Origin of the sequence: Bradyrhizobium dasycarpum (assembly GCF_042019905.1) — a bacterium.
GTDB lineage: Bacteria > Pseudomonadota > Alphaproteobacteria > Rhizobiales > Xanthobacteraceae > Bradyrhizobium > Bradyrhizobium japonicum_B.
Genome location: NZ_CP169574.1, coordinates 3,458,992 through 3,483,413 on the forward strand (window position 1 = coordinate 3,458,992; position 24,422 = coordinate 3,483,413).

The window sequence follows — 24,422 nt, forward strand, 5'->3', positions numbered from 1 at the left end:
ACGGAGCAGCACGATGAGCACGTCGATCAGGCCGACCCGACCGGCAGCCATGCCGCTTCGCTTCGCGATTCCCATCGGCGGCGTTGCCGGGACGAGCTTCAAGCCGGAGCATCTGCCTGATATCCTCGAGGCCAGGACCTCGGCGTGGCTTCTTCGAAGTCCACGCCGAGAACTACATGGGCGATGGCGGCCCACCACATCGCGCGCTGGAGGCGATCCGCCGCGACCATCCGCTGTCCCTGCATGGCGTCTGCATGTCGATCGGCGGGCCGCGGCCGCTCGACAAGGCGCATCTGGCGCGCTTCCGCAGCCTGGTGGTGCGCTATCAGCCGGCGCTGGTGTCCGAGCATCTGGCCTGGTCGACCCACGACACCAGCTTCTTCAACGATCTGTTGCCGCTTCCCTATACCGAAGCGACGCTGACTTGCGTCTGCGACCACATCGACCAGGTGCAGGAGGCGATCCGCCGTCCGTTGCTGCTGGAAAACCCGTCGACCTACGTCGCCTTCCGCGAATCCTCGATGCGCGAGACCGAGTTCATTCGCGCAATTGCAGAGCGCACCGGCTGCGGGCTGCTGCTCGACGTCAACAACGTGTTCGTCTCCGCCACCAATCACGGCTATTCGGCGCTCGACTACCTCGCGGATTTCCCGCTGTCCCACGTCCAGGAAATTCATCTTGCGGGCCATGCCGAGCAGGCCGACGACGAAGGCGATCTGCTGTTGATCGACAGCCACGACGGCCCGGTCGCGGATGCCGTCTGGAAGCTCTACGAGATCGTGATCCAGCGCCGCGGCGCGGTGCCGACGCTGATCGAATGGGACAGCAAGATTCCGGACTGGCCGGTGCTGCAGGCGGAAGCCGCTGCCGCCCAGGCGATCCTCGACCGTCATCAGTCCGCCGCGATGGCAGGAGAGCGTCATGCGGCCTGAAGCCGGCTTGTCCTTTGCCGCTGCATTCGCGCCGGCGCTGCTGGATCCCGCACGCAGCACGCCTGAAATCGTGACCGGCCCGAACGGTAAGGCCGCCGGCCGGCGCTACGACGTCTACCGCAACAACGTCACCGTCAGCCTGATCGAGGCGCTGGCCGCGGTCTATCCGGCGGTGCAGCGCATCACCGGGACCGGCTTCTTCCGCGCCATGGCACGCTTCCATGTCCGCAGCCATCCGCCCGCCTCGCCGCTGCTGTTCGAGTATGGCCGCGAGTTTCCCGGGTTCATCGAAGCCTATGAGCATGCGCAGGATATGCCCTGGCTCGCCGATGTCGCCCGCATCGAACGAGCCTGGCTCGATGCCTATCATGCCGGTGACGCCGCGCCGCTGTCCCCGGCCCGGCTGTCCGCGATCGACCCCGAACGTCTGGCGGACGCCGTCTTCATCCCGCACCCGGCGATGCGGATCGTTCGTTCGCCATACGCCGCGGTGACGATTTTCGCCGCCAATCGTGGCAGCGCTCCCCCCGCGCGCATCGATGCGTCCAGGCCGGAGGACGCGCTGATCACACGGGCCGCATTCGACGTCGCGGTGCGGCACCTGCCACCCGCCGGCGCCGTCTTTGCCGCCTGCCTCGCATCCGGCCAACCGCTCGGCGAAGCTGCCGCGACCGCCCTGGATGCATCGCCCGACTTCGACCTTGCCTCGAACATCGCCGGCCTGATCGAGGCCGGTGCCTTCACCTCGCTTGCTGCTGGAGACGCACCATGATCACGGACCAACGCATGGCGACCGGCGGCGGCCTGCCGTCGCCCTGGCTGCTCGTCGACAAGGCCAATCAGCTGGTGCAGGCGATCGCCGTCCCCTCGCTCGTCCTGCTCGTGCTGCGCCTCGCGCTGGCGGTGCCGTTCTGGCGCTCGGGGATGCTCAAATGGGACGGCTTCCTCAGGCTCAGTGACACCGCCGTGACGCTGTTCAGCGCTGAGTTCATGCTGCACCTGCCGGGTGGGCCTTACTACTTTCCGGCACCGACCCTGATGGCATTCCTGTCGGGCTGCGGCGAGATCATGTTTCCGATCCTCCTCGTGCTCGGGCTCGGCACGCGGTTCGCAGGGCTTGGACTGCTGTTCATGACAATCATCGTCGAGCTCACGTTGCCCGACGGCTGGCCGATCCACCTCACCTGGGCCGCCATGGCGCTCGCCCTCATGGCCTATGGACCCGGAAACATCTCGCTCGATCATTTGCTTTGCCGCCTCCGTAGCCCGGATGGAGCGCAGCGCAATCCGGGGCAGCCCGTGCGATGAGGCTGCGGTCCCGGATTGCGCTTCGCTCCATCCGGGCTACAGAGTTCACATCCCGCTCAGGCCGCTATCCACCGCGAGCGTTTGCGCGGTGACATAGACGCTTTCGTCGGACAGGAAGAACAGCACGGCGTAGGCGACCTCCCAGGCCGTGGCCTGGCGGCCGAACGGGATGTGGCCCTTGCCGCGATTGGGGCGGCCGGCGCCGGCTTCGCGGCCATTCGGGGTGTCGACGAGGCCGGGATAGACCAGATTGGCGCGGATGCCGCGGCGCGCGCCGAGATGGGCGATGTTGCGCATCAGGCCGCCGAGCGCGGCTTTCGACGAATCATAGACCGCCATTTGCGATCCGGCCTTCAGCGCGGCGATCGAGGAGATGAAGACGATGGCGCCGCCATCGTCGAATTTCGGCAGCGCGGCGCGGCAGCACAGCATGGGGCCGCGAACATTGACGTCGTAGATCCTGTTCCACTCTTCCGGGCTGACGTTGTCGAGGCCGGTCTTGCCGAAGGTGCCGATGTTCAGCACCATGCCGTCGAGGCCGCCCATGGCGCGATGCGCCTGCCCGATCATGCGGATAACATCGGTCTCACGCGTGACGTCGGCGGCAATGGCGAAGGCCTCGCCGCCTTCGTCGGTGATGCGCTTGACGGTCTGCTGCGCGGAGGCGTGGTTGAGATCGGCGACCGCGACCTTCGCACCCTCGCGGGCACAGAGGATGCTCATGGCGCGGCCGTTGCCGATCGGATCGGTCACGGCATCGAACACACGCTGGCCGCCGCCGACGATGAGGATATGGCGGCCTTTCAATCGCCCCCTGCCCGGCGCTTCGCCCAGCGATTCCGCGCTCGGCGGTCGGATAAAGCGCTCCGGCTTGCTCTCGGTCTCCGCCATCCTCAGCCGCCCTGTTTCTTGCCGCCGTCATAGACCGCCATGCCGGCGGCGGGATCGAGATCCGTTTCGGTCGCTTCAGTGAGGCGCGCCATCATCATGTAGAAGCCGAGCGCGACGATGGACTCCACGATCTCCTGGTCGCTGAAGTGTTTTCGCGCGGCGGCAAAGATGGCCTCAGGCACACGGACGTTCTCGACGACTTCACGCCCGAACTTCAGCAAAGCGCGTTCCGCCTCATTCAGCGCGTCCGCATCGTAGTCGCCGCGCTCCACCGCATCGACCTGAGCCCGCGTGCAGCCGACGCCGAGCGCGATCGGTACGTGCTGGCGCCATTCATAGGCGCCGCCCTCGAGCTGCGCGGCCTGGAGGATCAGAAGCTCGCGGTTGACGGACGAGAGCTTCTGCTTGTGCAGGATCGAATTGCCGAGCCGCATCGCCGGAATCATGTTGGCCTCGGCATGGGCCATCATACGGAAGATGTTGAGCTTGACCGGCATGCGGTCGAACGAGGCGCGGATGTCGCCGCGCGTCGTCTCCGGATCAATCAGAGGCAGCCTTGCCACGGTTCTCTCCCTTTGGCTTTCGTTTCTTGTTGTCCGCACTGTTCCCTGCCGCGATCAGCGACAGGAAGAAGTCGAGGTAGCGGTCAATCGCCTCGAGCACCTTCGCCCGCGGCGAAGGCGCTGCGCCCATCACGTAATGCTCGAGACGAATGTAGATCAGGCCTGCCGCGAACAGCCGCGCGGTCTCGCGCGGATCCGGCGTCGACACCAGGCCGGCCAGCGCGAAGCCGCGAAAATAGGCCGTCATCAGGCTCTCTTCGCGCGCGTAGAAATGATCGGCGAATTTGGCGCGGATGCCGGGGACGCGGTTGCGCTCGGCGGTGATGACCTTCTGGAACTGGTGCTCGCGCGGGTCCGACCATTGCTCGACCAGGTCGAGCGCGAACTGGCGGCAGAACGCGGCAGGCTGGCGCGCGAGCTGCTTGTAGCGCGGCTCCTCCAGCCGGCTCGCCGAGCTTGCCGGACCGTGCTCGGCCACGATCGCCTCGAGGATGGCGGCCTTGCCGGGAAAATGGTTGTAGAGGCTGCTCTCGCGGATGCCGACGCGACGCGCGAGCTCGCGCATCGAAGCGCCGCCATAGCCGCTCTGCGCGAACAGGTTGAGCGCTTCGGCGAGGATGCGCTCGCGCGTCGTGGGGACGGCTGCATCCGCAGCTTTGGAGGTCGGGACAACCATGTCGGCTTGACTAACGAACGATCGTTCGCTAGTCAACCGTACGAACGATCGTTCGTTTCGGCTTTTCGAGTGATCGTCGACCGCGACGCAGCACCAAGTCCGCGCGCGGGTGGCATTCAACTCCGTCCGATAAGCGGAGAGCAATTGGGAGACAACGCCATGGCACGCCTCGCCAGCTTCTTGCCCGCGCGGCAAGTCATCGTGACGCTTCGCCTCGTCGCATCATCACTGCTGATCCTGCCCGCGGCAGCGCCCGCATACGCCGAGGATCCGGCCGTCTACCCCACCCACAAGATCAAGATGCTGCTGCCCTATGCGGCCGGCGGCGGCGGCGACGTGGTCGGCCGGCTGCTTGCGGACAGGATGGGCAAGACGCTCGGACAGAGCATCTATATCGAGAACCACACGGGCGCGGCCGGCACGCTCGGCACGCAGATGGTCGCGACATCTGCAAACGACGGCTACACCATCACCGTCGGCGGCATGACCACGCATGTGCTGGCCCCGGCGATCTATCCGAAGCTGCCCTACGATCCGATCAAGGATTTCACCACCATCGGCCGCGTCGGCACCTCCTCGATCATGCTGGTCGCGACCAGGAATTTTGCCGCCAATGACATCAAGGGCCTGGTCGCGCTGGCCAAGAAGGGCGAGCCGGTCCAATACGGCAGCTGGGGCGTCGGCTCGACCGGGCAGTTCTGTGCCGAAATCCTGATGCAGCAGACCGGCATCAAGATGGATCACGTGCCGTTCAACGGCATCGCAAAGCTGGCCGGCGACCTGCTCGGCGGCCACATCTCGCTGGCGACGCTCGACGTCGCAACCGCGACGCCGCTGGTGAAGGACGGCTCGATCAAGGCGCTGGCCGCCTGCGGCGAGCGTTCGCCGAGCCTGCCTGACGTCGCCAGCTACAAGGAGCAGGGCGTGCCGTTCGACCGCAACCTGTCCTGGGCGATGTATGCGCCCGCAGGCCTTGCTCCGCCGATCGCACAGAAATTGTCGGCGGCGCTGAAGGAGGCACTCGGCGATGATCTGGTGAAGGGGAAGCTGCTCGCGCTCGGCATCACGCCGCAATTCGTGCCCGGCGAGGAGCAGCGCGACATCAACGCCCGCGACATCTCGGCCTGGAAGCAGGTCGCCAAGGACGCCGGCATCGAGGTCAAGTGAGTGAGTGGCTAGCAGCTCGCGTGCGGCCATCCTTCAAGACGCCCGCCGTTGGCGGGCCCTCAGGATGAGGTCTCGTTTCTCGGCGAGATATCGGACCCTCATGGTGAGGAGCCCGCAAGGCGGGCGTCTCGAACCATGAGGCCGTGCTCGTGCGCCAGTCTCCCGCTGCTCCAGTCTTCCGCTGCTCCAGTCTTCCGCTGCCGTAGCAATGAAATAGATCGAGAACAGGAGCGCAGACATGAGCCGCATCTTCGGCGCGGTGCGCCAGAACGGATATGTGGTGCGGGACATCCACGCCGCGATGAAGCACTGGATCGAGGTGATGGGCGTCGGACCCTGGTACTACATGGACCGCGTCAAGACCGACTGGTTCCGCCATCGCGGCCAGGACTCTGCCGTCGAGATGAGCATCGCGCTGGCCAATTCGGGCGACCTCCAGATCGAGCTGATCCAGCAGCGCAACGACGCGCCCTCGCTGTACAAGGAGTTCCTGGACGCCGGCCACGAAGGGCTCCAGCACATGTCGTACTGGAGCTACGATTACCAGGCGCTCTACGACAAGGCGCTCGGGCTTGGCTACAGGATCGGCCATGAGGGCCAGATCGGCGGCGAGCGCGGACGCTTTGCCTATTTCGACACGCAGGCCCATCCGGGCACGGTGATCGAGATCTCGGACATCAGCGGCACCAAGGGACCGTTCTTCGAGCGCGTCCGCCAGGCGGCGTTGACCTGGGACGGCACCCGGCCGATCCGCGAGGTCGGCGGCGGGAAATCGTAAGGCGCGATGACCTACTTCGCCGATGTTCGCTGAGAGCGCAACGCCGCGTTGAGGCGGTCTATTTCACATCCTCGCCGGCGCATCCGTGATAAGGTCGGAGCTGACGTCCGAACCTTCAGCGAGGCAAGCATGTCCGACACTGACAAGGTTTTCGCCGGCTCCATCCCAAAGCTCTACGATGAGCATCTCGTCCCGATGATCTTCGCCGGCTACGCCGGCGACATCGCAAGACGCGTCGCTGCGCTCTCACCCTCCGCGCTGCTCGAGATCGCGGCTGGCACCGGCGCCGTGACGCGCGCCGTGGCGGCGGCTTTGCCGCGCGACGTCCGCTACGTTGCGACCGACCTCAACGAGCCGATGCTCGCGATCGCGGCGCAGCGTCAGGCCGGCGATGATCGCATCTCCTGGCGCCAGGCGGATGCGTTGGCGCTTCCGTTCGGCGACGCCGAGTTCGACGTGGTCTGCTGCCAGTTCGGTGCCATGTTCTTTCCGGACCGCGTCAAGGGCTATTCGGAAGCAAAGCGCGTCCTGAAGCCGGGCGGCACGTTTCTCTTCAATGTCTGGGACCGCATCGAGGAGAACGTGTTCGCCGATGACGCAGCGACCGCCCTGCGCAAGCTGTTTCCCGACGATCCGCCCCGCTTCATAACGCGGACACCGCACGGCTATTTCGACCAGGCGATCATACGGGCCGATCTCGCACGCGCCGGTTTCGGCAACGTCTCGATCGAAACGCTGGCAGCCACCAGCCGCGCCCCGTCGCCCGACCTCGTGGCGGTCGCCTATTGCCAGGGTACGCCGCTGCGCGGCGAAATCGAGGCGAGAACCGGCGGCGATCTTCAGGCCGCGACGGACGCTGTCGCCGCTGCGATCCGCGCGCGCCATGGCTCCGGACCGGTCGAAGCCAAGATCCAGGCCCTGGTGATCACGGCGCGGCCATAAGCCTGCGCCGCAGGCAGCCCGGCTTCCCTACCAAAAGCCGCGCTGCATCGGCTGCGCCGGCTGATAGTACTGATACTGGCTGCGGCGGCGCGGATTGCCTTGCTGGACGTAGGGATCGCGCTGCTGGAAGAAGAAGCCGAAGCCGTTGTCCCAGCCGTCGTCGCTCGCGATCATGGCAGGCGCGGTCGGCTTGCGGGTGATGAAGCCGCCCTGCGGCTCGTTGCTGAGCACCGCGACGAACTCGGTGCGATAATTGGTCTCGCTGCTCAGCGGCTCGTCCGAGATGACGATCGAGGAGCGCGGCAATGCGGTCGGCCCGATGCGATCCCACACGTCCTGCGGGATGGTGATGCGGTCGAGGGCGTTGCGGGCCTCGTCGCCGTTCTCGATCGTGACCACGCTCCAGCGCAGGCCCGCATCGGTCTTCGCCATCGCCGTGAAGATATGCGTGCCGATCGGCTGCTCGGGGTTGCGGATCGTGACGGGGACCTCGATGCTGGTGTCGAACACCTCGCCGCCGCCGTCGGGCGCCGGCTTGTGCGTGTTCCGCCGCACGTAAAGCTTCTGCGTGGCGCGGCTGATATAGACCGAGACCGGCTCGCTTGCGAGCTTCGCGTCGGTCGCGGCCTTGACGGCTTCAGCCTTTCTGGCCGCAGCAGCCTTTGCGGCCTCCTTCGTCGCGGCCACGGCATCGCGCTTCGGCAGCGCGGCGGCCTTGGCGGCATCGAGCTGCGTCGCCGCGTCGGCGGCCTTGGCTGCCGCCTTCTGCTTCAGCTCCTCGGCCTTGGCGCGGGCCTGATCGGTCTTGGCGTTCGCGAGCGTCTTGTCGACGAAGGCGAGCTCGGCATCCGCGCGGGCCTTCTGCTGTTCCAGCTTGCGCAGCGCGGCGGGGAGCGAGGCAGCCTCCTTGGCGGCGACGGAAGCAGCCTTCTTCGTCTCGTCCGCGGCCCTAGTCGCCTCCTCCGCCTCGACGGCGAGCTTATCGGCCTCGCGGGGCGCTGCCGCGATGGCCTCCGGCTTCGGCACGAACAGTGCGGGATGAGAGATATCGGTCGGGACCGTGTCGTGCGGTGAGACGATCACGCGCATGCCGATATAGGTCTTGTCGAACACATTCTCGGCAAAGCCGAACGGCATCCGCACGCAGCCGTGCGAGGCGGCGTAGCCGGGCAGCGGTCCGCCATGCAGCGCGATCCCGTTCCAGGTGATGCGCTGCATATGCGGCATCCAGGCATCGTCATACATGCTCGAGCGATGCTCCCGGTTCTTCTCGAGGATGGCAAAGACGCCGGCCGGCGTCTCGCGACCGGTGGTGCCGGTGGACACCGGCGCGCGCACGATCCAGCCCTCGGCATCGTAGAAAGTGATCTGCTGGCTCTTGATCGACACGATTGCCATGATCGGGTCGCCGGCCTGCCGCGGCGCCACCGCCTCGGCCGCCTGGCGCGCCTGCTTGGCCGCGGTCGCCGGCGCGACCGTCGCAAGCAGGGCCACCGCCGCCAGCGTCACAATTCCGGGAAGGCCCCAACACCGCATTGCCCAGGTGGATTGCGCCGTGGTCAGTCGGTTGTTCATGCCATCCTCGGTCGAAAATGCCGGCCTGTGCCGATCATGTCTCAGATTGCGATCATTGAATTAAGAAATCGCAGCCGGCTTACGTTCCGTCTGTGGCGATATTCGGCACGGCCCGGCAACAAATCCCTCATATACGATGGCCCGAGCCGGCGGAAGGTCGGTTGCGGCCGGGGCTGGCCCGAAGCTGGCACCAGTCACTGCGGCAGAATGTCCGCTCTGCCCGCGAGCGAGGACGCCGCTCAGACGCCGAGAGCCCTACGGTTGAAGCTCCGCAGGAACCGCAGCGACAGCGTCCGGACATTGGCGACGTTGAGGAGCCAGGCCGCGAGGGCATAAGCGAGGCCGCCTGCCAGACTGACGATGATGAGCGCGATGAGGCCCGTGCCGCCGGCCTGAGAACGCGCAACGAGGATGGCGGCGGCCATCGCCGCGGCCGAAACCGCGACCCCGGCGAGCCGGTTGAAGTCGAATGGCACCGGATGAGCGCGATGCATCAGGGCGATTGCAACGAGCAAACCGATCGCCTCGGTCGCGAGCGTCGCCAGCGCCGCGCCGTAGATGCCGTAGCCGGCGACCAGCACGACCATCAGCACCACGCTGACGACCAGAGTGAGGAAGGACTGCGCCGCCAGCATGAAGGGCCGCTCGGCGAGCTGGAAGCTGATCTGCACGTAAAACTGATTGGCGATCCCGAACAAGCGGGCGAGCACCAGGGTCGGCAGCAGTGCCGACACGCCGGCACGGAAGTCGACGCCGACGAGCGTGCCGGCAACCTGGTCCGCCGCAAGCGCGAGCCAGACCGCAACGGGCGTGACCACGACGAGCAGGAGCTCGAGGCTCTCGGTCAAGCGCTCCCGCGTCGCTGCGGCGTCGTTCTCGGACAAAGACCGGAACACCAGCGGCACGGTGGCAGCGGCAACGCTGGATGCGATCATGACCATGAACTGGCGCGGCAGGTCGGCCGCGACGCCGAAGATGCCGGCGGCGTCCTTGCCGAGCAGGTAGGCGACGATGAGCCGGTCGCAGGCCGAATAGACCGCGACCGACAATCCGGCCAGCGTCAGCGGCAGGCCGTAGCGCGCCAGCTGCATGAACTGGCTGCGCTGGAAGCGTGCGATCCTGGTGCGGTCGCCGACCAGGTTCAGGATGATCCCGGTCAGCGAGCCCAGACCGAACGCGGCCAGCAGCCCCAATCCGCCCCAGCCGAGCCAGATGGCGATCAGGCCGAACCCGACGCTCGACACGCTGCGCACGATCGAGATCGCGGCGAACCGGTAGGGGCGCAATTTGGCGCGCTCGAACTCCTGGCCGACATCGACGGCATTGGCCATGATCGCGACGAACATGCTGGCGAGCAGCAGCTCGACGCTGACGTCGCTGCGGACCAGGAAGACCAAGGGGGTCGTGGCGCAGAGCACGGCCGCGGTGAGGGCGAAGGCCACCATCGCCGTGCCGCGAAAATCCACCTCCGCCGACATCGCCTGATAGCGCGACACCGACAGCTTGATCCAGGCGAAGAAGATCGCGCCCAGAATGCCGGCGAGGCTGATGCCGACGACATACACGCCGTACTCCGCCGGGCTGAGGAGCCGCGTATAGGCCGTGACCGCGAAGAAGCCCACCGCCGCGGGCAGGATGTAGGCGACGAGATAGATCGAGAAATGGCGGTTCAGCATGCGAGCACGGGACCGTGGGCGGTCTTGCGAGTGTGGCGGCCGTTAATCAATGGGACCTCGGCGAGGCGAACGAACTGCGCCGCAACATCGCTCAAGATTGTCACATAAGTGCGCAGATCGGGCGGCAAATGAAGCCTTCAAGCCGCTTTCGCGCGTTAGCGTTAAATTTGGCCTTCCCTGAACGTCATCATGCGAGGCTATGGCCGGCAAACGGCAGGGGTTAACCCAACACGGCAAAATCCCGGCGTCGCAGCTCCCCGCTTGGTACGATGCTGCGTTGGCTCGAAAAGGACTGCCGTGACCAGGCTCGACAGACGCGAATTCCTCCTCGGCGGCGCCGCAGCCCTGGCGGCGGGAGCAACGGCATCCGCGGCCCCGGCGTCGAAGCTTGCGCAGCGCCGCCCCGGCTTTGGCGCGGCCGCCACGCTCTGGGACCTGCAGGCCGATCCCAGGCTCGGCGAAGCCATCAGCACCTATTGCACGCAGGTGGTGCCGGTGCTCGAGCTGAAATGGCCGATGCTGCGGCCGAACGCCCACACGTTCAATTTCGAGCGCGCCGACGCGATCCTGAATTTCGCGCGCGACAACGACCTGACGATGCGCGGCCACGCGCTCGCCTGGTATCACGACATTCCGGACTGGACCAAGCAGATCAAGGACACAAGAGGCGTCGAGCGCGCCTATGTCGACCACATCGGCACCGTCGTCTCCTACTACAAGGACAAGCTGACGTCGTGGGACGTCGTCAACGAGCCGATCCCGGACAACCCGCGCAGTCCGAAGGACCGGCGCGACACGTTCTGGACGCAGCATCTGGGCCAGAGCTGGATTCCGCTGGCCTTCCGCACCGCCGCCGCGGCCGATCCATCGGTCAAGCTCGCGATCAACGAATACGACATCGAGTCGGCGAAGGACTCGTTCATCGCCAAGCGCGCGGCCTATCGCAATCTCATCATGGACCTGCTCGACCGGGGCGTGCCGCTGCACGCCGTGGGCCTGCAATCGCATCTGCATGCCGAGCTCGAGATCGACACCCACGGCCTCGCCGAATTCGTCACCGAGCTGCGCTCGTGGGGACTGGATGTGCTCGTCACCGAGCTCGACGTCGACGACCAGAAGCTGGCGGGAAGTCCTGCGCAGCGCGACGCCATCGTCGCCAAGCGCGTCGACGACCTGCTGACGGCGATCTCGACCAGCGGCCCGGTGCGATCGATCCTGACCTGGGGACTTTCGGATCGCTACAGCTGGATCAACGGCACCTTCGCCCGCGCCGACAAGCAGCCGAACCGCCCGCTGCCGCTCGACGGCGAGTTTAAGCCGAAGCCATTCCTGGACGTGATCAGCAAGTTCACGAAAGACGCCTGAAGGCGCCGGATCTCAGCGCGTCTTCGGCGCGACGAAGGCGGCCGCGTCGTCGATGTGATCGGGTGCAAGGCCCGGAGCCCGGCGATCGCGCGACGAGAGGCGAAACACCTCGCGGATGTCGTCGACCGAGGTCGACGAATAGGACTGGATGCAGAGCGCGACCTGCTCGGGCGAAGCGGCGCGCATCATGGCTTCGATGGCGGGACGGTCGAGCGGCGTGTCGTCCCAATGCGAGACCGCGATGCTGTCTTCCGTGACCCGGTGATTGGCCAGATGCGCGGGCGAGCTCGCGACGAAATGGCCGTACATCAGGTATTCCGAGAACTTCTTCTTCCGGCACAGCGCCAGGACCCAGTTCAGCCCCGTCGCCGATTTGATGGCGGCGGTCATCGCGCGCGCGGTGTCCTTGTCCCAGACCAAGGCATTGCCGACATAATCGTCGGCGGGAAAGGAGCGGTCCTTGATGCCGAGGAGCTGATCGACCGTCCGCAACCACAGCCCATGCAGCGGGTGGTCGGCGCCGATGTCCTTCGGCGTGACGAACAGCGGCGTCTTCTCAGCGCCGGCATATTGGCCAACGTCGAATTCGCGGAAGAACAGATTGTCGGAATCCAGAATGCAGACGCGCTGCTCGGGCGCGTTGAGAACGCCGGCGATCTTCAGGATCTGCTGGATGTGCCAGCCGTGCACCGGGGACGACAGCAGCGACAGCCAGACCCGCCGCTTGCTGATGAATTGAAGCGCCGGGGGCAGGGCGAACAGCCATTTCGGCAGGTAGCGCGAGGCCGGAACGATGACCCGCTTGTCGGACGCGAAGCGCTCGAACAGCGGCACGTCCTCATCGTTAACGAGAACATAATGCCGCGTGTATCCCGTCAGCCAGGTGTCGATGCTCTCGCTGAGCAGCGAGAAGCGTTCGATATCCTTGGCATAGCTGGCGGTCAGCAGGGCAACGGAATGCATGGAGCGCGCTCAAATGGCCATCAGGCCGCACTCATAGCCGCGCCGGAAGACGGGGGAAACTCACGATCTGAATCAAGGTAAAGCGAAACAAGCACAGGTCTCGAGCTAAAGCGGGTTGAGCGTTCGTCGCTCGCGGCGGCGCGTGCCCGGGACAAGCCCCGGGCATGACGACCGACCCGACAGAGACCTCACCTCGCCTCTTCGAAGCCGGCCAGCACCGAGGTCAGGTTCGCACCCAGAATATCCGAGAGATAACCGCCCTCCTGGACGAACACGGTCGGCAGGCCCATCCTGGCGATGGCCTGGCCGATGCGGCGGAAGCCCGGCGTGGTGACGGCCAGTCCCTTCAGCGGATCGTGTTCGGAGGCATCGAGACCGAGCGCGATGACGAGCGCGCCGGGGGCGAAGGATTCGATCGCCTTGCGTGCGAGCTCCATCGCCTGCATGTAGCCGTCGTCGCCGGTGCCGATCGCCAGGGGAATGTTGAGATTGGTGCCGAGGCCCGGACCTTCGCCCCGCTCGTGCGCATAGCCCCACACATAGGGATAATACGCGATGGGATCGGCGTGGATCGACACCGTGTAGACGTCCGGCCGCGCATAGAAAATGCCTTGCGTGCCGTTGCCGTGATGGACGTCGACGTCGAGGATGACGACGCGCTCGTGCTTCTGCCGCAGATGGCCTGCGGCAATCGCGCTGTTGTTGAGGAAGCAGAAGCCGCCGGCCATGTCGCGATAGGCGTGGTGACCGGGCGGACGGCACAGCGCGTAGGTCGCGTCCTCGCCGTCCATCACCATCTGCGCCGCGGTAACTGCGACGTCGGTTGCGGCACAGGCGGCCGCCCACGTGCCCGGCCCGATCGGCGCCGCGGTGTCGGCGGTGTGCCAGCCGAGCTTGCCGACGATGTGGGTGGGATAGGTCGCGGCATGGCGCACCGGATGGATGTTGCCGATCATCTCCGGGCCGGAATCGCCGAGCGCGGTCCAGGCGTCCCAGGCTTCGCTCAGGAACGTCAGATATTCCGGGCTGTGAATGCGCGCGCGAGGCCCCTGCCCGAAGGTGGTCGGCTCGATCAGCTGGTGCTTGCCGTCCTTCAACCCCTTGAGCAGGCGGTCGGCGCGCTCCGGCTGCTCGGTGGTGCGCTTGACGACGCCGCGAACCAGGAAGAATTGCGGATCGTGGCTGCGGTGCAGTTCGGTATGGACGGCTTTCACTCAAACACTCCGTGGTCGCAGATTCTCTCGACGTGCCACGAAAGTCTTGATCCCCGCGGCGGCCAGATGCAAGCAAGAAGAATGCCGCACGGCGCCGCTGTTCTACTGATGGAAGCAGACCGTCCCCAGGCGGCTCGCTCTCAGCAGCGCCCGCGCTGCAGGCAGTGCTCGCGGCCCTGCTGGTCGGTGCGGAAGGACTCGATGAAGCCGCCCTGACGCTGGGTGACGAAGACGGTCTTGCCGTCGCTGCCGCCGAAGGCGAGGTTGGTCGGCTCCTTGGCCTTGAGTGCGATCTCGCGCTCGACCGCACCATTGGGCTTCAGCAACGCAATCGTACCCTTGAGGATGCGGGCGACATAGAGACGGCCGGCAATATCGGTGCGCAAGCCGTCGACGGTGTCGGGCTGGAATGTCTTGACCAGCTTTGCCGCCGTCAGCTCGGTGCCGTTGATGGCATAGGACCAGATCTGGCCGTTGCTGGATTCCCCGACATAGAGCGTCTTGCCGTCGGGGCTGAGATCGATGCCGTTGGTGGTGCCCATCGCGCGCGGTGACGTCATCGGCTGTCCCTGCACCGTGCCGTCGGCGGCTCTTGCGATCCGCCAGATGTGACCTTCCCTGCCCTTCCAGTTCGGATCGCTCGCATAGATCGTGCCGTCGCGGGCGATCGTGATGTCGTTGGGCTGGTTCATCTCGTCGGAGTGAAACCAGATGGCCGGCGCGGTCGTCCCCTTCGGGATCGCGAAGATGTTGTGCTTCTTGTAGTCGGCGATGAACATGGTGCCGCTGCGATCGAAGCGGATGGCGTTGCCGATGCTGCCCTCGGGCAGTGCCGTGAACGGCTCCGACGCCGTACCGCCCGCGGGCAGCCTGCCGATGGTGCCGGGCTTGCCGAGATTGACCACGAACAGATTGCCGTCGAGGTCCGCCGCGGGGCCCTCGATGCCGAAGGTGTATTCGCCGGCGGGCGTCACCTGCGCGCTTTCGAACAGCTTCGTCTCCGCTCGCGCGGAAGCCGTCGCAAGGGCGAGGAGGACGCTACTGCACAGGCACCAGAAATTCCTGCCGGATGTAATAGCCATCGCCGTCGGTGCACTCGCCGTTCAGGTAGGGGTCGGCCGGCCGGAAGAATCGGCTGAAGCCGGGTTTGTCTACAGCGCTGCTTTGTGTCACGACAACGACCTTCCCAGCCGGTATTTCGCCGCATTCCTTGCCGGTCTTGCCAAAGAACTTGCGCTGCGGCGGGCCGGGCTTGATCCGCATCCGCCCGCCCGGAACCATCTTCGCAACAAGCAGGTCCATGGTGTCGAGCAGGCGCGCATAGCCGGGTTCGGTCTTCGGCAGGCTCTCGCCGCCCGGCGGCATCAGCTTCTCCGCGCCGATGCCGCGCAGGCGCGTGCGCAGCCTGCCGGACGCGGGGTCGCCCGGATAGATCCAGCCGTCCTGCGCGAGCATGAAGCGGAGCACAGCGCCGTCCTTCTCCGCCTCCGATTGCCCCGGCTTCAAGCCGAAATCCGAATGACAGCCGAGGCAGTGCCGCTCGACGAGACCTTTGCGCAGCGTGGTCAGCCGGGCGCTGTTCTGCGCGTTCTGGGCGACGAAGGCCGCAAGCTGGTCGATCATCGCCTCGCTGCGCGTGTCGCACGGCAGCGGTGGCGGCGGATCTCCCGCGGCACGGTCGATGCGGATCACGCTGCGGTTCTTGTCCTCGACCAGCCAGATCGCGCCATCCTCGGCGACCGTCATGCCGACCGGCGCGCCTTGCGGCCGCGCACCGTTGACGCGGTGCCAGCCCGCGATCAGCTCGTCGAACGGCGCGGCGGCGACTTCGCCGGCCTCGGTCCGAAAGCTGCGCGTCGGCTCGGCCGCACAACTGACGTGATAGCGCACCGGTGCCGGGCTTGGCCTCGGGAAACCGCGGTCGTCGAGGTCGTAGACGAGAACGCGGCTGCCGGTCGGGCGATAGCCGTGCAGGCCGACCAGCAGCTTGCCCTCCAGCTCCGGGAATTTGCCGCCGCGATAATACAGCATCGCGAGCGGCGCGCCGTGCGGCGGCAGCAGCGAGAGCGGCGGCTTGTAGAGCGCGCCTGCCGTGCAAAACGACTTGTAGGGCCCGGATTGCAGCACGGTTCTGAATTCAGGGCTCGGCGTCGACAGGTCGTAGCAATAGGGCCAGCCATAATGCCCGCCCTGCACAATCGCGTTGATCTCCTCGTTCGGCTTGAAGATATCGGGCAGGTCGCGGCTGTTCTCGCCTTGCAGGAAGGCGTAGCCGGCATCGGGGAAATTCGGATGCAGCGCCAGAGCCATCGAGTTGCGCAGGCCGCGCGCATAGACGGTGTGCGGCGGATCGGGATCGCCAGGATTCAGCGCCGGGAAGACACCGCCCGCGGGCGGCGCGAACAGCCAGATCGAGGCCAGGGCGGCAGCGCCCTCGGCCGCCGCGCAAGGCCTTGTGATCGGAGCCGGCGTGATGCAGTCGTCACTGTGCGAGCCGACATTGACGAACAGCCGCCCGTTCCTGTCGAAGACGAACGGCTTGAGCGGATGCGCGCTCTCCTCGAGCCTGGTGCCGCCGGGCAATTTGATCCGGCGGCCGGGCAAGTGACGGATGATGGTTTCGACCGTCCCGCGCGGATTGTCGGCGAGCGGATCGAACCGGAAGATCGTCTCGGCGGTCGAGGCGTAGAGCTTGTTGTCCGGGCCGATCGCGAGGCCGAAGGGATATTCGATTCCCGCGAGAAGCTCCTTGAGCCGCCCGCCCTGCGGCGCGCGCGGATCGAGCAGCAGCAGCCGTCCGTCGCCGTGGCCCCAGCCGCCCATGTCGGCCACCACGAACAGCTCGCCGCCCGGCACCTGGACGATCGCGCGCGGAAACTTGAGGCGATCCTCCTCGCTGGCAACGAGCCCGGCGCAAAATCCGGCCTTCATGTCGATCTGGATCCTGGGGAAAGCGAAATCGCCGTTGCCACAGATGTCCGTGCCGACCGCATAGCCGCTGCGGCGGAGCGGCTCCGATGACACCACCGAGCCAAGCCCGAGCACCGCCGCCAAGGCCGCCGCACATGCGTGCAGCCTTCGGCGTTCGCGCTGAGATGTGAAATAGCTCACAGCGGCCTCCCGGACTTCCCTGCAAAAAGCTGTTCCATGCCGTGGAAATGCCGTCCAGTTCAACATCACCCGCCTGTGATTAAACCTGTAACGACCTTGGGGCCGACCAATATCCGTAACTTCCCTGACCGGGTTCAACCCGAATGTTTCGCGAAGGCGTCAGGTGGTATCGCTTTGCCATCCCAGTTGCTCCGCCAGGAGGCGCATATGGTCCAGGTCTATTTTCACTGCTCCAACACCGAGGGCACGCTGATCGACCGCTACGGCGCCGCCGTCTCCAATCTGACCGAGGCGCGCGACCATGCCTCTCAGATCATGCGGTCGATGATCCTGACGCCGAGCAACGAGGACTGGCGCGACTGGGTGATCCATGTCAGCGATGACGACGGCGAGGAGATTTTCGATCTCCCCTTCACCGCCATGCTTGGCAAGCCGCATTGAGGTGATGCCATGTTGATCGCTTCCCTGAGCCTCCTTCGCCACCCCCTGAGCTTCGTCGCCGCCAAATGGCAGACGCTGGTCAGGGTCGCCGGCGACCCCTACCGCCCCGAGCTCCACTATATGCGCGGGCCCGGCCCGAAATGGCGCGCCAAGTATCAGGCCAGCCGGCTGAACCGCGGGCTGTGACGCTGCGGTCTCCGCTGCTTCTCGTTAGTCTCCGTCTCTCCTTCGTCATGGCCGGGCTTGTCCAGGCCATCCACGTTCTGGAGATGCGGACACGAAGACGTGGATGCCCGGGCCTTCGCCTCGCCGAAGCGGCTTCGGCCGCGCAGGCGGGACAAGCCCGGGCATGACGGCTGGGGGACAAGCGCGCTCCTGCCCTACCTGCCCGTAAACCTCGCCTTGCGCTTCTCGACGAAGGCATTGCGGCCTTCGACCGCATCGGCGCTCTTGCGGATCACCGCCTGAAGCTCGATCTCGCGGCGGAACTGCGCCTCGTAGGTCGCATGCTCGCTCTCCTCGATCAGCAGACGGGTCGCCACCAAAGCGCGCGTCGGGCCCTCGGCGAGCCGGCGCGCCAAAGCAAGCGCCTCGTCCATCAGCTTCGCGTCGTCGACGACCTGCCGCACCAGGCCGATCTCCTGGGCACGCTCTGCCGTCAGCGGCTCGTTCAGCAGCATCAGCTCGAGCGCGCGCTGCCGGCCGATCAGCCGCGGCAGCAGCCAGGTCGAGCCGAGATCGGGCACCAGCGCGATGCGGCTGAACACCTGGATGAAGCTGGCCGACCGCGCCGCGACGATGATGTCGCCGGCCATGGCGAGGCTGAAGCCGCCGCCGGCCGCCACCCCGTTCACGGCGACGACGACGGGCACGCGGCACCCGCGGAGCGCCTTGAAGGCCGGCCAGTAGAAACGCATGACGCCGGCCGCGATATCTTCGCCGAGCGCCTCCGACGCCTTCAGATTCTGTCCCGAGCAGAAGCCACGTCCCGCGCCGGTCAGGATCAGGGCCCGAATAGTCTCGTCCTGCGACATCTCGCCGATGGCGGCGGCGAGCGCGCCGAGCAGATCCGGCGTCATCGCATTCAGGCTCGCCGGCTCGTCGAGCGTCAGGATTCCGACCGCGCCATCCCGCGCCCTTTTCACACCAGCCATGTCGCGCCTCCCTTTGGATGTTCTCGTTGGCTGCAATGTGCCATTGTCCGCGGGCTTCGCCAATCGCGGAGCAAGTCAGCGCAGCGAAGCCAGCTCAGAACATCAAGACGACATCATGCCTCATCAGTTCAGCCTCAACCAGATCGTCCGCAAACCCGCCGTCACGTCCAAGGGCGGCATCGTCGCCTCGCAATCGCGGCGGGCGGCCGAAGTCGGGGCGCAGGTGCTGGCGGCGGGCGGCGACTGCGTGGACGCGGTCGTGGCCACGACCATGGCGCTGAACGTGCTGGAGCCCTGGAACAGCGGCATCGGCGGCGGCGGTGCGATGGTGCTCTACCGCGCCAAGGAAAATCGCTATGAGGTGATCGATTACGGCATGTGCGCGCCGCAGAGCCTGCGCGTCGCCGACTATCCGCTCAGCGGCGAAGGCGCCGCGTCCGATCTCTTCCCGTGGCCGCGGGTGAAGGACGATCGCAACATCCACGGTCCCGGTTCGATCGCGGTGCCCGGCGTCGTCGCCGGGATGGAGGAGGCGCATCGCCGCTACGCCAAGATGCCGTGGAAGGATCTGGTCGCGCCGGCAGCCGCGCTTGCCGGCGAAGGCCTGCTGGTCGATTGGTGGACCACGGTGACGATCTCGGGCTCGGCCGCCGATCTCAGGCGCTATCCCGCCAGCGCGGCGGCGTTCCTGAAGGACGGCCTGCCGCCGACCGCGCCCTGGGGCATCAAGGCCGAGACGCGGCTGCCGCAGGCCACGCTGAAGGCGACGCTGGCGCATCTCGCCGAGACCGGCCCGCGCGACTTCTACCAGGGCGATCTCGCCCGGAGCATCGCCTCCGACATCAAGGCTGACGGCGGCTCGCTGTCGGTCGAGGACCTCGCCGCGTTCCGCGCGCATGTGCGCGACCCGCTGGCGATCCCGTATCGCGGCGGCAAGGTGTATGCGACGCCCGAGCTCACGGCCGGGCCCACCATGGCGCACGCGCTGCGCCTGCTGCAGCAGAGCCTGACGCCGGCAGGCGCGCCGGACGCGGCCGCCTATGCCGAATATGCACTCGCTCTGCAGGCGGCCTTCCGCGAGCGGCTCAAGGACATGGGCGATGCCGACGGCAAACGCTCGCTCGGTGCCGAATATCTGGCGCCGGCCTGCACCACGCATTTTTCCGTGGTCGACCGCCACGGCAACATCGCCGCGGTGACGCAGACGCTGCTCTCGTCCTTTGGCTCGCGATATGTGACGCCGCACACCGGCATCGCCATGAACAACGGCATCATGTGGTTCGATCCGACGCCCGGCACCACCAACTCGCTCGCGCCCGGCAAGCGCTGCCTCTGCAACTACACGCCCGTCATCGCCGAGACCAGGGACGGCAAGCGCCTCGCGGTCGGCGCATCCGGCGGCCGCCGCATCCTGCCGTCGGTGCTGCAGCTCGTGTCGTTTGCGATGGATTACGGCATGGATCTCGACGCCGCGATCCATCAGCCGCGCATCGATGCCAGCGAAGGCGCGGTGGTGATCGGCGATGCCCGTTTGCCGGAGGACGTGCGCAAGACCCTGGCCGCGCGCTTCGACTATGAAGAGACCCGCGTGCAGACGCTGCCGCAGAAATTCGCCTGCCCGAGCGTGGTGATGCGCGAGGGCGACACGAATTTCGGCGCGGTCGAGATCTTTCAGCCCTGGGCCGACGCGGTGGCGGAAGGCTGAGTGCGAGGGATCGCCGCGCGATTCTGCCAGCGCGCGTTGAGCTGTCGCGCGATTACGCATCCAGGCGAGCATCATGACTCCTCCACATTCGCGGGGAACTTAGCTAGGCACGGTTCGTTCGCTCAACGGACAAATGCGCTCGCCCCAGTGGAGGACATGATGAAGAAACTTGCGCTCGCCGCGTCGCTGATCATCGCGGCCGGGTTTACATTGACAGGCCCTGCACTGGCCAAGGGCGGTCATGGCGGCGGTCATGGCCATGGTCACGGTCATTCGATGGGCCATCATCACCATGGCAAGTCGTTCGGATGGTACCATGGTCGCAAGGTCGGCTGGCGCGGTCACAGCTGTCCGCCCGGCCTGTGGAAGCAGGGCCGCTGCTGACATCCTATATCCAACATAATGCATGGCGCCGCTCCTGATCGGGCGGCGCCGTCTTCATATGCCGAGCCGGTCCCGCACCCGGCCTGCGATCACGGCGGTCGTTACCCCGACTGGCCAGAACGCGTGCATCGGAATCGGCTTGATGCCGGTGATGGGCATGTCGATCTCCGCCCTGGCGCCGCCGATCAGCCGGCGCGCGAGCTGTGCGCCCATCGCGGTCGCGAGCGCAACGCCGCGGCCGTTGCAGCCGAGCGAGATCAGGACGCTCTCGGCCGGCTCATGCACATGAGGGTAGTGATCCCCAGTGATGGCGAGCCGGCTGTTCCAGCCGTGGGTCCAGGCAACGTCCTTGAGCTGCGGCCATAGTCTCTCCGCGTACCGCATGAGATAGGCAACATCGTACGGCGACTTGATCCAGCGCATGGGGCCGCGGCCGCCCATCAGGAGACGATTGTCCTGATCGATGCGGTAATAGACCGTGATGTGGCCGCTCTCGTAGAGCACCGGACGGGTCGGCATGATCGAGCGAGCCACCGCATCGGAGAGCGGCGCGGTGGCGGCGATCGAGGAGAACACCGGCACGATGGTGCGGCGGAGCGCCGGCCAGAGATCCCCGGTGAAACCGTTGGTGGCGAGCAGCACCTTGTCGGCATGCACGATTGCCCGCGGCGTCTCGATGCGCCAACGGCTGCCCTCGCGGCGCAGCGACAGCGCCGGCGTCTCGCCATGCACCTTCGCGCCGGCCGAGATCGCGGCGCGCGCGAGACCGCGGGCGTAGCTGAGGGGATGCAGATCGCCGCCGCGCGTGTCCAGCATGGCGCCGATGTAGCGGTCGGTGCCGGTCATCGCGCGGAGCTGCTCGCGGTTCAGATAGGTCACCGGCATGCCGCGGCGGATGCATTGCTGCGTTGTCTTCTCGATCGCCGCGGCGCTCGCCTCGTTGTACGCCGCGCGCAACGTGCCGTTCTGCCTTGCCTCGCACGGGATCTGGTAACGGCGGATCAGATCATGGGTGAAGTTGGTGGTGCCGTAGGCGAACGCGATCATGCGGCGGCCGAGCTCGGGGCCGAAATCGGCCTCGATCTGATCGGGGTCGTGCTTCAAGCCGGGATTGGTGTGGCCGCCATTGTTACCGGACGCGCCCCAGCCCGGCTCCTGCGCCTCCAGCACCAGGGCCTCGACGCCCTGCTCGGCCAGGTGCAGCGCGGTCGAAAGGCCGGTGTAGCCGCCACCGACGATCGCAATCGAGACATTCTTGTCGACGTCGAGCGGCGGCGTTGCCACCGGCGCGACGGCGGTGTCGGCATAGAGCGAGGGCGGCAGAGGCAGGCGCGACATGGCGAGGACCGGTCAGAGCGGATGCAGCACGCGGCGGAGAAAATCCTGCGTCCGCGGATGCTGGGGTTGATTGAGGACGGTCCTGGCCGCCCCTTGCTCGACGATGACGCCGCCGTCGATGAACAGCACGCGGTCGGCGACGTCGCGGGCAAAGCCCATCTCGTGGGTGACGACGACCATGGTCATGCCGTCGTCGGCGAGCTTGCGCATGACGCCGAGCACGTCGCCGACCAGTTCAGGGTCGAGCGCCGAGGTCGGCTCGTCGAACAGGATAGCCTTGGGCTGCATCGCGAGCGCCCGCGCGATCGCGACGCGCTGCTGCTGACCGCCGGAGAGCTGCGGCGGATGCGCATCGGCCTTCTCGGCGAGGCCGACCTGGGCAAGCAGGGCGCGGCCGCGCTCCAGCGCCTGCGCACGCGGCTCCTTCTTCACGAAGAGCGGTCCCTCGATCACGTTCTCAAGCGCCGTGCGATGCGGGAACAGGTTGAAGCGCTGGAACACCATCGAGACCTGGGTGCGGATGTTCACGATCGACGGCGCCTCGCGGTCAACCTTCAAGCCCTCGATGCTGATCTCGCCGCGATCGTAGCTTTCCAGCCCGTTGATGCAGCGCAGGATGGTGGACTTGCCGGAGCCGGAGGGGCCGACGATGCAGACCACCTCGCCCTTCTCGACGGAGGCCGTGATGCCCTTGAGCACCTCGACCTTGCCGAAGCTCTTGTGGACGTCGTTCAGCTCGATCATCGCTTGCCGGCCCGCTTCTCGAAGTGACGGACCAAGAGGATCAGCGGAATGCTCATGGTGAGATACATCAGCGCCACCAGCGTGAACACGCTGGTGTTCTTGAAGGTCGAGGATGCGATCAGCTTGCCTTGCAGCGCGAGCTCCGCGACCGTGATGGTGGAGGCCTGCGAGGAATCCTTCAGCATCATGATCATGACGTTGCCGTAGGGCGGCAGCACGATGCGCACGGCCTGCGGCAGCACCACGCGGCGCATGGTGAGCCACCAGCCCATGCCGATCGACTGCGCCGCCTCGATCTGGCCCTTGTCGATCGCCTCGATTCCGGCGCGGAAGTTTTCCGCCTGGTAGGCCGAATAGGCGATGCCGAGCCCGAGGATCGCCGCCTGCAAGGCCGACAACGTGACGCCGAGTTCGGGCATCACGAAGTAGAGATAGAACAGCAGCACGATGATCGGGATGCCGCGGATCACGTTGATCAGGCTGGCGCTGAGCATCGTCAGCAGCTTGATGCCGGACACCCGCATCATCGCCCAGACGAGGCCGAGCACCGTCGAGAGCAGCAGCGAGCCGATGGTGACGACGATCGTCAGCGCGACGCCGCTCATCAGGATCGGGAAGAATTCGGCGGCGTCGTGCCAGAAGCCTTTCATCGCGCAGCCTTCATCGATCCGTCGCTGACGATCAGCACCTCTGGATCAACCCTGGGCCTTCAGGCCCCATTTATCCAGGATCTTCTCGATGGTGCCGTTGGCCTTCAGCTTCGCCAGCGAGGCGTTGATCTTGCCGAGCAGCGCGGCCTCGCCCTTGCGGACGCCGATGCCGACCGAGCCGACCGTGACGGGCTTGTAGCCGTCGACCAGGCGCACCTCGGGGAAGCCGCCCTGCTTCAGATTGTAGGCGAGGATCGGATAATCGGCGTAGCCGGCCTTGAGTCGCCCGGTGTTCACGTCGCGCAGGATGTCGGGAATGGTGTCGTAGGCCTTCACCTCGGCGAACAGGCCGGTCTTCTTCAACGCGTCGACGAAGGCGGTGCCGACCTGGGCGCCGACCGTCGCGCCTTTCAGGTCGTCCTGCGTGGCGTAGGCCTTGGTGTCGGTCTTCGGCACCACGAGGCCCTCGCCATAGCTGTAGATCGGGTCGGAGAAATCGACGACCTCCTTGCGCGGCGGCGTGATGAACATCGCGGCGGCAATGATGTCGATCTTGCTCGAGGTCAGCGACGGGATCAGGGCCGAGAATTGCATCGGCTCGATCTGGACGTTGAAGCCGGCGTCCTTGCCGACCTCGGTGATGAGATCGACCATGATGCCCTGGATGGTGTTGGTCTTGGTGTCGAGGAAGGTGAAGGGAATGCCCGTCGGCGTCGAGCCGACCTTCAGCACCTGTTGCGCCGAAGCCGGCACGACGGTGGCAAGTGCGAGTGCCGCGATCGCGGCCAGACCAAAACGCTTCATCGCATCCCCCTTTGGACCCGGCCGGTGGCGGCGCTCGCGCA

The 24,422-nt window shown here is 66.4% G+C and carries 24 protein-coding genes and 1 pseudogene; 11 read left to right on the forward strand and 14 right to left on the reverse strand.

The annotated features are described in order from the left end of the window. Positions 1-13 precede the first annotated feature (13 nt). The 3 genes and pseudogenes from ACETMP_RS16670 to ACETMP_RS16680 all read left to right on the forward strand — a co-directional run bounded on the left by ACETMP_RS16670 (position 14) and on the right by ACETMP_RS16680 (position 2,240). A pseudogene (locus ACETMP_RS16670) lies at positions 14-932 on the forward strand (DUF692 domain-containing protein). Next, complete coding sequence (locus tag ACETMP_RS16675; protein ID WP_375161788.1) at positions 922-1,704, forward strand: putative DNA-binding domain-containing protein; 783 nt, start codon at positions 922-924, stop codon at positions 1,702-1,704. The pseudogene ACETMP_RS16670 and the gene ACETMP_RS16675 overlap by 11 nt, the downstream one beginning before the upstream one ends. Then, the gene (locus ACETMP_RS16680) at positions 1,701-2,240 is read left to right on the forward strand and encodes a DoxX family protein (RefSeq protein ID WP_375161789.1); all 540 of its coding nucleotides are present in this window, start codon (positions 1,701-1,703) and stop codon (positions 2,238-2,240) included. Before ACETMP_RS16675 ends, ACETMP_RS16680 begins: the two co-directional genes overlap by 4 nt. A 45-nt stretch (positions 2,241-2,285) precedes the next feature. Here the strand turns inward: ACETMP_RS16680 and ACETMP_RS16685 are convergent, their stop codons facing one another. From ACETMP_RS16685 to ACETMP_RS16695, 3 genes are read right to left on the reverse strand one after another with little or no spacing between them, the layout of a single operon-like run. Beyond that, positions 2,286-3,131, reverse strand: coding sequence for an SDR family NAD(P)-dependent oxidoreductase (locus tag ACETMP_RS16685; protein WP_375161790.1), 846 nt, complete (start codon positions 3,129-3,131; stop codon positions 2,286-2,288). Between the two features lie 2 nt (positions 3,132-3,133). Continuing rightward, complete coding sequence (locus ACETMP_RS16690) at positions 3,134-3,694, reverse strand: carboxymuconolactone decarboxylase family protein (protein WP_375161791.1); 561 nt, start codon at positions 3,692-3,694, stop codon at positions 3,134-3,136. Then, positions 3,672-4,370, reverse strand: a complete 699-nt coding sequence (locus ACETMP_RS16695; protein ID WP_375161792.1) for a TetR/AcrR family transcriptional regulator — start codon at positions 4,368-4,370, stop codon at positions 3,672-3,674. Before ACETMP_RS16695 ends, ACETMP_RS16690 begins: the two co-directional genes overlap by 23 nt. A 159-nt stretch (positions 4,371-4,529) precedes the next feature. Here ACETMP_RS16695 and ACETMP_RS16700 point away from each other — a divergent pair, with 159 nt between their 5' ends. From ACETMP_RS16700 to ACETMP_RS16710, 3 genes are all read left to right on the forward strand, one after another. After that, a complete protein-coding gene (locus ACETMP_RS16700) occupies positions 4,530-5,537 on the forward strand; it encodes a Bug family tripartite tricarboxylate transporter substrate binding protein (protein WP_375161793.1) in 1,008 nt (335 codons plus the stop codon). Between the two features lie 238 nt (positions 5,538-5,775). Next, the gene (locus ACETMP_RS16705; protein ID WP_375161794.1) at positions 5,776-6,315 is read left to right on the forward strand and encodes a VOC family protein; all 540 of its coding nucleotides are present in this window, start codon (positions 5,776-5,778) and stop codon (positions 6,313-6,315) included. A gap of 129 nt (positions 6,316-6,444) precedes the next feature. Continuing rightward, positions 6,445-7,257 carry a class I SAM-dependent methyltransferase gene (locus tag ACETMP_RS16710; protein ID WP_375161795.1) on the forward strand — a complete coding sequence of 271 codons (813 nt, stop codon included), beginning with the start codon at positions 6,445-6,447 and terminating at the stop codon, positions 7,255-7,257. Between the two features lie 27 nt (positions 7,258-7,284). On the opposite strand, the gene ACETMP_RS16715 is transcribed toward ACETMP_RS16710, so the two are convergent. Then, positions 7,285-8,832, reverse strand: coding sequence for a L,D-transpeptidase (locus ACETMP_RS16715; RefSeq protein WP_375161796.1), 1,548 nt, complete (start codon positions 8,830-8,832; stop codon positions 7,285-7,287). Positions 8,833-9,071: 239 nt separating this feature from the next. Then, entirely contained in the window at positions 9,072-10,508 is a 1,437-nt protein-coding gene (locus ACETMP_RS16720; protein ID WP_375161797.1) for a lipopolysaccharide biosynthesis protein, read from the reverse strand. Positions 10,509-10,805: 297 nt separating this feature from the next. On the opposite strand from ACETMP_RS16720, the gene ACETMP_RS16725 reads away from it, so the two are divergent. After that, on the forward strand, positions 10,806-11,873 hold the full coding sequence (locus ACETMP_RS16725) for an endo-1,4-beta-xylanase (RefSeq protein WP_375161798.1): 1,068 nt from the start codon (positions 10,806-10,808) through the stop codon (positions 11,871-11,873). 12 nt (positions 11,874-11,885) lie between these two features. Here the strand turns inward: ACETMP_RS16725 and ACETMP_RS16730 are convergent, their stop codons facing one another. The 4 genes from ACETMP_RS16730 to ACETMP_RS16745 all read right to left on the reverse strand — a co-directional run bounded on the left by ACETMP_RS16730 (position 11,886) and on the right by ACETMP_RS16745 (position 17,161). After that, entirely contained in the window at positions 11,886-12,836 is a 951-nt protein-coding gene (locus tag ACETMP_RS16730; protein WP_375161799.1) for a DUF6492 family protein, read from the reverse strand. Between the two features lie 188 nt (positions 12,837-13,024). Further along, the gene (locus ACETMP_RS16735) at positions 13,025-14,050 is read right to left on the reverse strand and encodes a histone deacetylase family protein (protein WP_375161800.1); all 1,026 of its coding nucleotides are present in this window, start codon (positions 14,048-14,050) and stop codon (positions 13,025-13,027) included. Between the two features lie 140 nt (positions 14,051-14,190). After that, complete coding sequence (locus ACETMP_RS16740) at positions 14,191-15,132, reverse strand: SMP-30/gluconolactonase/LRE family protein (RefSeq protein ID WP_375161801.1); 942 nt, start codon at positions 15,130-15,132, stop codon at positions 14,191-14,193. Continuing rightward, positions 15,089-17,161 carry a PQQ-dependent sugar dehydrogenase gene (locus ACETMP_RS16745; protein ID WP_375161802.1) on the reverse strand — a complete coding sequence of 691 codons (2,073 nt, stop codon included), beginning with the start codon at positions 17,159-17,161 and terminating at the stop codon, positions 15,089-15,091. Before ACETMP_RS16745 ends, ACETMP_RS16740 begins: the two co-directional genes overlap by 44 nt. A gap of 207 nt (positions 17,162-17,368) precedes the next feature. On the opposite strand from ACETMP_RS16745, the gene ACETMP_RS16750 reads away from it, so the two are divergent. Next, a complete protein-coding gene (locus ACETMP_RS16750; RefSeq protein ID WP_028134617.1) occupies positions 17,369-17,602 on the forward strand; it encodes a DUF6894 family protein in 234 nt (77 codons plus the stop codon). Between the two features lie 9 nt (positions 17,603-17,611). Next, the gene (locus tag ACETMP_RS16755; RefSeq protein WP_375161803.1) at positions 17,612-17,788 is read left to right on the forward strand and encodes a hypothetical protein; all 177 of its coding nucleotides are present in this window, start codon (positions 17,612-17,614) and stop codon (positions 17,786-17,788) included. Positions 17,789-17,982: 194 nt separating this feature from the next. Here the strand turns inward: ACETMP_RS16755 and ACETMP_RS16760 are convergent, their stop codons facing one another. Beyond that, on the reverse strand, positions 17,983-18,756 hold the full coding sequence (locus ACETMP_RS16760; RefSeq protein WP_375161804.1) for an enoyl-CoA hydratase-related protein: 774 nt from the start codon (positions 18,754-18,756) through the stop codon (positions 17,983-17,985). A 115-nt stretch (positions 18,757-18,871) separates the two neighbouring features. Here ACETMP_RS16760 and ACETMP_RS16765 point away from each other — a divergent pair, with 115 nt between their 5' ends. Both ACETMP_RS16765 and ACETMP_RS16770 read left to right on the forward strand, forming a co-directional pair. After that, positions 18,872-20,461 (forward strand): gamma-glutamyltransferase family protein, encoded by a 1,590-nt coding sequence (locus tag ACETMP_RS16765; RefSeq protein WP_375161805.1) that lies wholly within the window; start codon positions 18,872-18,874, stop codon positions 20,459-20,461. A gap of 156 nt (positions 20,462-20,617) precedes the next feature. Further along, entirely contained in the window at positions 20,618-20,845 is a 228-nt protein-coding gene (locus ACETMP_RS16770) for a hypothetical protein (protein ID WP_375161806.1), read from the forward strand. A 54-nt stretch (positions 20,846-20,899) separates the two neighbouring features. Here the strand turns inward: ACETMP_RS16770 and ACETMP_RS16775 are convergent, their stop codons facing one another. Genes ACETMP_RS16775 through ACETMP_RS16790 form a run of 4 tightly spaced genes read right to left on the reverse strand, consistent with a single transcriptional unit; the run spans position 20,900 to position 24,381 of the window. Continuing rightward, positions 20,900-22,183 (reverse strand): NAD(P)/FAD-dependent oxidoreductase, encoded by a 1,284-nt coding sequence (locus ACETMP_RS16775; protein WP_375161807.1) that lies wholly within the window; start codon positions 22,181-22,183, stop codon positions 20,900-20,902. Between the two features lie 12 nt (positions 22,184-22,195). Then, entirely contained in the window at positions 22,196-22,927 is a 732-nt protein-coding gene (locus ACETMP_RS16780; protein WP_375161808.1) for an amino acid ABC transporter ATP-binding protein, read from the reverse strand. Next, a complete protein-coding gene (locus ACETMP_RS16785; protein WP_375161809.1) occupies positions 22,924-23,577 on the reverse strand; it encodes an amino acid ABC transporter permease in 654 nt (217 codons plus the stop codon). Before ACETMP_RS16785 ends, ACETMP_RS16780 begins: the two co-directional genes overlap by 4 nt. Positions 23,578-23,622: 45 nt before the next feature. Next, positions 23,623-24,381 carry an ABC transporter substrate-binding protein gene (locus tag ACETMP_RS16790; RefSeq protein WP_375161810.1) on the reverse strand — a complete coding sequence of 253 codons (759 nt, stop codon included), beginning with the start codon at positions 24,379-24,381 and terminating at the stop codon, positions 23,623-23,625. Between the last annotated feature and the right edge of the window lie 41 nt (positions 24,382-24,422).

Bases quoted from the DNA above. Each gene is read 5' to 3' on its own strand.
- ACETMP_RS16755 (WP_375161803.1), top strand. From the start codon at position 17,612: ATGTTGATCGCTTCCCTGAGCCTCCTTCGCCACCCCCTGAGCTTCGTC.
- ACETMP_RS16790 (WP_375161810.1), bottom strand. From the start codon at position 24,381: ATGAAGCGTTTTGGTCTGGCCGCGATCGCGGCACTCGCACTTGCCACC.
- ACETMP_RS16740 (WP_375161801.1), bottom strand. From the start codon at position 15,132: ATGGCTATTACATCCGGCAGGAATTTCTGGTGCCTGTGCAGTAGCGTC.
- ACETMP_RS16730 (WP_375161799.1), bottom strand. From the start codon at position 12,836: ATGCATTCCGTTGCCCTGCTGACCGCCAGCTATGCCAAGGATATCGAA.
- ACETMP_RS16775 (WP_375161807.1), bottom strand. From the start codon at position 22,183: ATGTCGCGCCTGCCTCTGCCGCCCTCGCTCTATGCCGACACCGCCGTC.
- ACETMP_RS16710 (WP_375161795.1), top strand. From the start codon at position 6,445: ATGTCCGACACTGACAAGGTTTTCGCCGGCTCCATCCCAAAGCTCTAC.
- ACETMP_RS16750 (WP_028134617.1), top strand. From the start codon at position 17,369: ATGGTCCAGGTCTATTTTCACTGCTCCAACACCGAGGGCACGCTGATC.
- ACETMP_RS16680 (WP_375161789.1), top strand. From the start codon at position 1,701: ATGATCACGGACCAACGCATGGCGACCGGCGGCGGCCTGCCGTCGCCC.
- ACETMP_RS16675 (WP_375161788.1), top strand. From the start codon at position 922: ATGCGGCCTGAAGCCGGCTTGTCCTTTGCCGCTGCATTCGCGCCGGCG.
- ACETMP_RS16765 (WP_375161805.1), top strand. From the start codon at position 18,872: ATGCCTCATCAGTTCAGCCTCAACCAGATCGTCCGCAAACCCGCCGTC.
- ACETMP_RS16785 (WP_375161809.1), bottom strand. From the start codon at position 23,577: ATGAAAGGCTTCTGGCACGACGCCGCCGAATTCTTCCCGATCCTGATG.
- ACETMP_RS16695 (WP_375161792.1), bottom strand. From the start codon at position 4,370: ATGGTTGTCCCGACCTCCAAAGCTGCGGATGCAGCCGTCCCCACGACG.
- ACETMP_RS16780 (WP_375161808.1), bottom strand. From the start codon at position 22,927: ATGATCGAGCTGAACGACGTCCACAAGAGCTTCGGCAAGGTCGAGGTG.
- ACETMP_RS16685 (WP_375161790.1), bottom strand. From the start codon at position 3,131: ATGGCGGAGACCGAGAGCAAGCCGGAGCGCTTTATCCGACCGCCGAGC.
- ACETMP_RS16760 (WP_375161804.1), bottom strand. From the start codon at position 18,756: ATGGCTGGTGTGAAAAGGGCGCGGGATGGCGCGGTCGGAATCCTGACG.
- ACETMP_RS16700 (WP_375161793.1), top strand. From the start codon at position 4,530: ATGGCACGCCTCGCCAGCTTCTTGCCCGCGCGGCAAGTCATCGTGACG.
- ACETMP_RS16715 (WP_375161796.1), bottom strand. From the start codon at position 8,832: ATGAACAACCGACTGACCACGGCGCAATCCACCTGGGCAATGCGGTGT.
- ACETMP_RS16720 (WP_375161797.1), bottom strand. From the start codon at position 10,508: ATGCTGAACCGCCATTTCTCGATCTATCTCGTCGCCTACATCCTGCCC.
- ACETMP_RS16770 (WP_375161806.1), top strand. From the start codon at position 20,618: ATGATGAAGAAACTTGCGCTCGCCGCGTCGCTGATCATCGCGGCCGGG.
- ACETMP_RS16705 (WP_375161794.1), top strand. From the start codon at position 5,776: ATGAGCCGCATCTTCGGCGCGGTGCGCCAGAACGGATATGTGGTGCGG.